The sequence below is a fragment of the Tenacibaculum sp. L6 genome (genome assembly GCF_028823685.1).
Taxonomy (GTDB): Bacteria; Bacteroidota; Bacteroidia; order Flavobacteriales; family Flavobacteriaceae; genus Polaribacter.
Genome location: NZ_JAPEHZ010000085.1, coordinates 1 through 8,433, shown reverse-complemented (window position 1 = coordinate 8,433; position 8,433 = coordinate 1). Strand labels below are relative to the sequence as shown.

14 protein-coding genes are annotated in these 8,433 nt (G+C 27.6%); all 14 read left to right on the top strand.

The genetic code is table 11. From position 1 onward, the window contains the following. A partial coding sequence (locus tag OU788_RS11355; protein ID WP_274635275.1) for a hypothetical protein occupies positions 1-216 on the top strand: 216 nt, incomplete at its 5' end. A gap of 28 nt (positions 217-244) precedes the next feature. Further along, on the top strand, positions 245-346 hold the full coding sequence (locus OU788_RS12995; protein ID WP_435255645.1) for a peptidoglycan-binding domain-containing protein: 102 nt from the start codon (positions 245-247) through the stop codon (positions 344-346). A gap of 277 nt (positions 347-623) precedes the next feature. Then, on the top strand, positions 624-908 hold the full coding sequence (locus OU788_RS11350) for a hypothetical protein (RefSeq protein ID WP_274635274.1): 285 nt from the start codon (positions 624-626) through the stop codon (positions 906-908). Next, positions 895-1,482, top strand: a complete 588-nt coding sequence (locus OU788_RS11345) for a hypothetical protein (protein ID WP_274635273.1) — start codon at positions 895-897, stop codon at positions 1,480-1,482. Before OU788_RS11350 ends, OU788_RS11345 begins: the two co-directional genes overlap by 14 nt. Before the next feature lie 34 nt (positions 1,483-1,516). Continuing rightward, a complete protein-coding gene (locus OU788_RS11340) occupies positions 1,517-1,690 on the top strand; it encodes a hypothetical protein (protein WP_274635272.1) in 174 nt (57 codons plus the stop codon). Between the two features lie 106 nt (positions 1,691-1,796). Next, positions 1,797-2,852 (top strand): TIGR02594 family protein, encoded by a 1,056-nt coding sequence (locus OU788_RS11335; RefSeq protein WP_274635271.1) that lies wholly within the window; start codon positions 1,797-1,799, stop codon positions 2,850-2,852. Continuing rightward, positions 2,797-3,417 carry a hypothetical protein gene (locus OU788_RS11330; protein ID WP_274635270.1) on the top strand — a complete coding sequence of 207 codons (621 nt, stop codon included), beginning with the start codon at positions 2,797-2,799 and terminating at the stop codon, positions 3,415-3,417. Before OU788_RS11335 ends, OU788_RS11330 begins: the two co-directional genes overlap by 56 nt. Positions 3,418-3,465: 48 nt before the next feature. Then, positions 3,466-3,951 carry a hypothetical protein gene (locus tag OU788_RS11325; RefSeq protein WP_274635269.1) on the top strand — a complete coding sequence of 162 codons (486 nt, stop codon included), beginning with the start codon at positions 3,466-3,468 and terminating at the stop codon, positions 3,949-3,951. A gap of 38 nt (positions 3,952-3,989) precedes the next feature. Next, positions 3,990-4,211: a hypothetical protein gene (locus tag OU788_RS11320; protein WP_274635268.1), complete on the top strand. Its 222-nt coding sequence runs from the start codon at positions 3,990-3,992 to the stop codon at positions 4,209-4,211. Positions 4,212-4,419: 208 nt separating this feature from the next. Continuing rightward, positions 4,420-4,881: a tetratricopeptide repeat protein gene (locus OU788_RS11315; protein WP_274635267.1), complete on the top strand. Its 462-nt coding sequence runs from the start codon at positions 4,420-4,422 to the stop codon at positions 4,879-4,881. Positions 4,882-5,128: 247 nt separating this feature from the next. Beyond that, positions 5,129-5,737: a hypothetical protein gene (locus OU788_RS11310; protein ID WP_274635266.1), complete on the top strand. Its 609-nt coding sequence runs from the start codon at positions 5,129-5,131 to the stop codon at positions 5,735-5,737. A gap of 588 nt (positions 5,738-6,325) precedes the next feature. After that, on the top strand, positions 6,326-6,820 hold the full coding sequence (locus OU788_RS11305; RefSeq protein ID WP_274635265.1) for a hypothetical protein: 495 nt from the start codon (positions 6,326-6,328) through the stop codon (positions 6,818-6,820). Between the two features lie 306 nt (positions 6,821-7,126). Further along, positions 7,127-7,525, top strand: coding sequence for a type VI secretion system tube protein TssD (gene tssD / locus OU788_RS11300; RefSeq protein ID WP_099215485.1), 399 nt, complete (start codon positions 7,127-7,129; stop codon positions 7,523-7,525). A gap of 146 nt (positions 7,526-7,671) precedes the next feature. Beyond that, on the top strand, positions 7,672-8,433 hold a 762-nt coding region (locus OU788_RS11295), incomplete at its 3' end, for a contractile injection system protein, VgrG/Pvc8 family (protein WP_274635264.1).

The window sequence follows — 8,433 nt, the reverse complement described above, 5'->3', positions numbered from 1 at the left end:
ACGAAGCTGTTTATGGTTGTAGGTGCAGAGCCTGAAAATCAAAATTGGTTTGAAGTACAATACGAAGAAGTGGTTGATAATAGGCCGAATCTTTGGTATCATGGTGATGGTAATTGGTTTGAATTTTCTGGAACAAAAGTTTACAAAAAGGGAGATAAAGGTAAAGAGGTCCAAGAAATAAATATTCGTTTAGCTGGTTTTGGGGGGTGTTCCTGATGAAAAATTTACAGATAGGACAGTGAGAATGGTTAAACAGTTTCAAAAGGACTATATGGAAATTGAACCAACAGGTATAGTTGAATCTAAAACATTAGAAGCTATAAAAAAAAATCGGAAAAGAGTTTGATATACCATTTAATAAAACTAAATGTCCATGTGGTACGTGTGATGGTTATGGTAAGGGGCTTTACCCTGAACAGAAGCAGTCGTCTAGTATACTTGAGAAAAAAAGAAAATATGAGTATCCAGGAATTCATAGGACTTTATTTTGGACATTAAAGGCGACTCTTTTTTACTTAAAACACGATGATTATTCTAATTATAATTTAAAGTTTGGAAAAGTATCTTCAGGATATAGATGTCATCAAGATAACAAAAATCACAAGAGAAGATCAACAAATCATATGGGTAAGGCGTTAGATATACACTTTTATAAATCGGATAATACCATATCTACAGAGGCTAATTGTGATAAAGTAAGAAAAATAATGAAAGATAAGTCAGGAGCTCAATTACGTTGGAGTGGAAAAAATAAATTTTCACTAGAGCCTAGTACTAAAGATAGAATAGGTAGAGAATTTATTGCAACTACATGGGTGCATTTTGATGTTCGTAATTTTGAGTTAAAATATCTGAAGGATAAGTTTTTTATAAAATCAAAAAAAGATATAACGAATGAAATTATTTAAGGTTTTAATTATTAGTTTACTGTCTGTTGTACTGTTAAATTGTAGGAATTCAGAAACAAAGGAAGGAAGTATTGACAAAGAAGATGTTGAGTTAAATAAACAAAGTGATGTAAAAGTAGAAGATACGTCTATTCAACAAGAAGGTACGTCAGAACAATTGCCATATTTTCAAATTAACAATGATGATGCAATTCCATTAGATGAGGATAAAATAAAAATAGAATTGGAGGATTACCATTCTGATAATGATTTTAAGATCATTGTTAAAAGCAATGAATTTTCTGTACTTGTTTTATTTTCATATTATGATTTTGGAAATTATGATGAATATATAGTAACGTTAGATAATCAAGGTAAGCAACTTTCTAAGTTATTAGTGTATTACAATACTGCTCCTGATGGTAATGTAGAGAAGTATGAGTATTCTGATTATTATTTGTTTAAAAAATCTCTGGATTTAGATGTATTTAAAGTTTCAGTAGTAGAAAATTTAGAAACTCAGCAAGTTTTGAAAAAAGATACTATAAAGACTTCTTACAAAATAAATAAAAAAGGAGTAATAGAAAAAAAATAGAAATTTAATTGTTTATAATCGTTTTAGTTTTGAATTGGTTTTAAAGTACGATTTTATATTTAATGATAAATTATCTGAGATAATAATAGATAAAATAAAAGAAAATTGGCTGTTATTAGATGAAGAAGGAGAAATAATAGGAGAAAGAGATACTCCAAAAGTAAAAAAAGAAACTTATAAAATTAGTAGTTCAGGATTCATTAAGTAAAATAGCAAAAATAAAAGCAGACAATGACTTAACCAGCGATACAATTTATGTAGGAAAAACTCTAAATATTGGCTCACAACCTAAAAAAGAAAAAATAGGAAATAAAGTGACTTTTAAAAAGTTAAAGTCAGCAAATTTAGGCGATGAAGTTTATGTAGTTGTAAAAACATCTAACTTGTCAAATAAAAAAATATGGTTGAATGTTAAACAAGGAAAGGCTGAGGAAATGAAGTTAGAAACTGAAGAAAAAGGTTTAATGTTACAGCATGAAGGTAAAGAATTGACAAGACCCGAAGCAATTGTAGGAGCCTATGCAAAAGATGATAAAATTACCAACAAAACTGATTTTAAAGATTGGGCAATTTTTAAAATTACGTTAGGCGGAAAAGATACGAAGAAGGAAAGAGAAGCATTGGATAAACTGAAAGGGAAAAAGGCATTTATGTATTTATTGATAGATGCTCACAGTCCTAACAATGTAAAAGTAGTATACAATGGCAAAAATCCAGATAAAGAAGGAGAACCAGACAAGCGAAATACACCTAACTATTGGCTAGATATGGATGATAAGTGGTTTGAGTTGGAGAAAGATGAAAGAGCTCCATGGATGGAGATAGCGTACAAGGAATTAGGAGTAGAAGAGATAGCAGGAGAAAAACATAATTCAAGAATTTTGGAGTATCATAAATCTGCTGGAGTTAAAGATTATAAAAACAAAAAAGGTCAAACAGTAAAAATTACAGACGATAAGAATTGGCCATGGTGCTCTTCTTTTGCTTGTTGGGTATTTACTCAAACACCTGAATACTCAGGTAAAATTACAGCAAAAGCTACTAATTGGAAAAATTGGGGAAATGCTGACTCAAAAGATAAACCTATGTATGGGGCGTTAGCTGTTATTGATTGGGGTAAAAATGATAATAAAGCAGGACATGTTGGTTTTATAGTCAAAGTAGATGACAAAAATTTTTATCTTTTAGGAGGGAATCAAACAGGGGGAGATAAAACAACAAATGGAAAAGTATGTATAGGAAAATATAAGAAATCACATATTGACTATGTTAGAATACCAAATAATTATAAACCAACTGAAAAAGATTATAAATATGATGAAATTAAATCGACAAATGAAGGCTTTGAGTCACTTTCTTCTACTCGTTAATGTTTTTGTGTTTCTGCTTTCATGCAATGTAAGTAAGGAGAATAAAAAAAACAAAGAATTAAATGTAATAGATTCACAATATAATTCTCAGGAAGTGAAAGAACAGGAGGTAGTATATGATGAAAATAATGTGGTTAAAAAACTAATAATTGATCAAGAACAGTCAGTTGTTTTTACTATAGATAAAGAAGGAGAATTAGGAGATGGAAATTTTGAGAAATATATAGATGTTTTAATTTTAAAAAAGGAAAAAGTAATTGACAAAATAGAGTTTTCAAACCAAAGTATTTTATGTGATATAGAACTGATAAATCCAAAAATAATTAATAATAGTTTAATATTTAGTATTCTGGATAGTTGTGATGGAGAAGAACCTGATGACCTAAAAATATTTTTTTGGAAGAGTTTAAAAAGTGAGGATACTCAAATTAGCATACCTAAATTTTTTGAAAATGATGCAGAGAAAGAAGAACTAATAAATGATATACTAAATAGTGAAGTAAAAGAAGCTACAAAAGAAAGATATTTTATTGAGACTTTAAGTTTGCTTTTAAAGGACAGGTAGATGTTAATAGTTTAGAATGTCCATTGATTTAGAAAAGTTAAATTCATTATGAAACACCTATTGTTAATTTTGATTTTTACATTTTTTTCTTGTGGAAAGAAAGGAAAAGAGACTATAGAAGTTAAAACTTCAAAACAAGTTGAAATAGAAAGTTCTATCGAAAGAAAAACAAATAAGAATAATTCAGGTTGTTTTCAAAGTAAGGATAGTGTAAAAATATCTTCTCTTTTGCTAAAATTTAGTAAAGAATATTTAAAAAAGGATATGTCTGAATACTTATCTGAAAATTACATAGAAACATTTGAAAAGTTTCCCAATGAACTTTTTGAACAGGCTTTAAAAAATGATGTTAAGCCAACCTTTGAAATAAAAGAAGATGATGTTGACTGTAACCTATTACCCGTTTATTATAATTATATGGTTAAGATTATAGATGATGGAGAAGAATACTCTAGTGAAAGCACATTGATTTTTTATTTTATTAAAACAAAAGCGGGAGAGATTTTATTGGAAGGTATGGGGGCAGCTGGTTAATTAATAGTATGTATCTGTGTATAATAAAACAGAAATGTATGAGTTTTGAAAAAAAGAAAATGAGAAATAAAATACTTACTCTAATTCTATTAGTTTTTATAGTTAGTTGTAAAAAACAAGAAAAAAAAACAATAAAGAAAATTTGTAATGTTAGTGGGAGTAATGTTGAAATATCATTATTAGAAGATGATAATGATAAAATATATTTGAGTGTTAAAACAGATAATTCTAGTTTAGAAAAAAAAAATAGACTTAGATGAATATGGAGAATTAAACACTATAGATGTAGAGTGTGGTAAAGAAAGTTTTAAGGTAATTTTTATAGAAGAGATAGGAAATAGTTATCAAAAAATAATTCATCTTTTTGAAAAAGATTCACTTTCAAAATTTAGTATAGATAAAGTATATATTCAAACTTCTTCAAGGAATGAGCTAGGGCTTTTTTATTATTCATTTCCACACCTAAATTTGTCAAATTATAATGGAATTTTACCACAAAAAGATGAATATAACGAAATTTATAAGTTTTCAGGTTTTCAAGAGTATAAGATTCCAAATATAGAAGAGTACTATGAAAAAATAAAAAAAGCTAGAAATGAAAAAAGCACTCTGAGTAGTATATCAAATGAAATAGTTTTAGCCTTTATTATAAACAATATTGATGTGTCTGAGGGGAATTTATCTAAATATAATGATATAGGTTATTTTCTTGAGCAATCTGGCCTATATGAAGAAGCCGTTTATATTCTTGAAGTAATTATAAAAGAGTTTCCAAATAGGACAGTTGCATATATCAATTTAGGAGATGCATATTGGAGCTTAGGCAAAAAAGAGGAAGCTAAACAAGCATATAAAATTTATATCGAACAAATGAAAGCTAAAAATAAAGAAAGTAAAATACCAAGTCAAGTCTTAGAAAGAATAAGTTAGTTATATCTTTTCAGAATATATAAAAGTTAAATTCTCTTAGCTAAGTTTAAGGCTTTCAAATTAATTGAAATATATCTATTAATGTTATTATTTGGGCAGTGGAAATTTTGATTATAAGATTTATTAGGTTTAATGGTGCTAATTGAGATGATGATATATGGTAATAGAGACTAAAAAAATGATAAAAAACGAAGCCTACAATTTAATAATATTTTTTACATCTACTTTGTTTTTAATAAGTTGTAAAATGTCTAAGGATAACGAAAAAAAGCTTGTTCAAGCTTCTTCAGCAGAAAGTATACAAGTATTTAACTGGGATACTGTTTCTATTAAAAAGTTACCTTATACGTATTCGTATGACTATAATAATGATTTTTTATTTGCTCTTACTGATAGCTTAAAGCAGAAAAATGAAATAAGTGAGAAATCGGAGTTGAATTTTTTATTCTCGGATAAAACTGAGTTTAAATTAAAAGAGGATTTATACGCTAAAGAGGAAGATAGTTATCCTTATAAAGGAAAAGGATATTTTTATAAGAGGTTTCCAGATAAAAATAAGTATAAAGTACTTTTCTTTATTTATTCAAATAAAGAACAAGATTATTATTTACCATATTTTGAGTTACAGACTATAGATAATAATAACAAAACTGTTGATAAACTTATAGTTGTGGGAGGAAGGAATTATGAATGTGGATGGGATAGAAGCTTTGAAATTGATAAAGATTATACAATTACAACCATTGATGAACAATCTTGTTACGATATAGAAGAAGAAAAAGAAATTGAAAAAGTAACATATATAAATAAGTATAAAATAGATACCCAAGGTTATTTTAATAAAATAAAAAAATAAGATTATTTATAGCTAAAACATAAGAAGTTCCGATTTATAATTATGTGTTAAATATAAATTTTCAAGAAATAGAAGATTTTCAAATCAATACATTTTTTATAACTAAAAAAGAATTGAGTAAACTAGAAACTCGTGACTGTGAGGTTTTGAAGGGTAAATAAAACTATTTTCTAATAGCTTTTGTAAAAATGATAAGGCATACTTAGAAGAAAGTAATGATAACTCTGTAAAAGTGTATTATGATGGAACAAAAATTACCTCTGGATATTAAAAAAAACTGAGGTAACAATACTGCAAGATTAGTTTTTGCTGAGGTGAACCATTGTAATTAGTTGCTAAACTTTAATCTCTTTACTTCTTACATAAGTATATTATTAGTAATTACTGTCAGTCAATATAAAAAACTTACTACTTTTGCTTAACTGCTAAAAAAGAAAGGATAAATCTAACATTCTTATATTTTGAAGAAGAAAAAAGAGCTACTACAAAATTACAATATGGTAGTAACCAAATTAAAATTTAATACAACTCTTTCTTCATTATAATTATAAACGTGTTAGTAGCAGTTTTTCAATTAAATTTATATGTATGATTTTTAAACTGATATTTAGAAAAAAATTAAAAGAATTAAAAAAGAAAGAACAAGGAATAGAGCTAGAAAGAAACCGTTTAAAAAAAGTTAAGTATTTATTAGATGAACGAGTTGGTGAGGGAGCAAAATGTGTAATAGAAACAACTAATAAAGGGGTGGCAGTATTAGTAGCAATAAATTCTAAAGAAAATGAAATAGAAGTTTTTGATATTGACACAATGAACACGCCCTCAGTTAAAGAATCTGGATTATGGGTGAAGATGTGGGATAAAATGAGAAGTAAAGAGGTTTTTTTACAAGATAGAAATGGAAAAGAAAAAGGACTTGAAGAAGTTGCAATGATGCATTTATTTAACCTTGTTGATGAAACTACAAAAGAAAAAGTTAGTTGGAAAGTAAAAGATATTAAAGATTATAATGATAAAGACGAACTCATTACTTTGTATGAAAATATGGGGTTTAAAATAAAACACTTTTCAAAAGCCCAATAATTTTAAAGAACGTAAAATCAATTTAATCAGTAGTAGTCTTTGTTTAGCTAAGATTGTTAAGTCTTCTCAAAAAAAATAATTTTAAAAAAGTAACAATTTTTTTACATTAAAATTAGGATGTGAGAAAACTATAATTTACTTTTACACCACATAAGGCAATATTTGTTATCTTCTTTCTTCTTATAGAATGGCGCCAAAAAATAAAAAAAGAGAAGGTTTTATATTGTTTAAAGCTTTCTCTTTTTTTTATGGAGAAAGCTCTAAAAAGTATTTTAATTTAATTATTTAACCCAAAAAAAAGAAACTATGGGATCATTTAGAGCAAGTTTCGAATTCGCAGGAAAAGAATTCGACGTATTACAAGCTGAGTACAGCTTAAACAGAAACACAGATACAAAAGGTAAACCATCTTCAAGTGTAAATGGAGGAAGAGTTACTTTAACTATCGAGTCTACATCAGATACATCAGTAATTGAGGCAATGGTAAATAGCCAATTTAAGTCTGTAGATGGAAAAATTGTTTTCAAGAAAACTGATGAAGATTCAAAAATGAAAGAAGTGGAATTCAAAAACGCTTACATCGTTTATTTTAAAGAAGATTTAGATGTAAACAACGAAATTCCAATGAAATTAACAGTTACTTTCTCTGCTGAAGAATTACTTATTGGTAATGCTAACTTAGATAACCGTTGGCCAGTAGCTTAATGAGAAGGACTAAATAACTTTTAGTTTTATATAATTTATTTATTAAAGACCTTCTCTTTTTAAAGAAAGAAGGTCTTTTTTTGTTCAAAAAAAAGTGTTGATAGTTATTTTTATATGTAACTATCATTAAAAGAAAAAATACCCCCATGCATAAGATAAAAGAAGAAGCTTTAGATAAGCAAATTACCATCGACGGCAATTTTGTGAAGAGCTATAAAACAATTACAATTAACCAATTTTTATACAAGCATCATACTTTTGAAGTTGTAGTAGATATAGAAACGGTAGAAGAAGCAGGAAGCTACACACTAGATAAATCAAAAGAATGGTTAGGTAAACAACTTACCACCAATGTTTCTGGAAAAGCTTTTGTAGGAGTTGTGTTAGATGTATCAATGCGTCATAATGAGATAGGATTACACGGCGAATTAATACTTAAAGGGTTATCTCAAACAGTTTTGTTAGAAAATGGAAAACAACAAAAGTCTTGGTTAGAAAAAGACTTAGGAAGTATCGTCACAGAAATAGTAGATGCTACTGCTATCAAAAATAAGATTAGTCCATCATACACTGCAGTAATCCCTTACCAATGTCAATACGCAGAGAGCGACTATAAATACCTTCAACGATTAGCATATCAATATAATGAATGGTTTTACTTTGATGGGGTAGACGTTATTTTTGGAAAGCCTGAATCTGAAGGTCAAAAACCAATAGAGTTAGAATACAGTAAAGATTTAAAAGAGCTACAAATAAAAACCAAAACGTATAATCCTACTTTAGCGACTTATAGTTACGATTCGTTAAATGATCAGTTTTTTGAAGGTGACTTAAAAGCTAATAATGAAGGGTTAAACGACTTAGCAAATACTGCACTTAAAGCATCAGAGCAAGTTTATAAAGAAGTA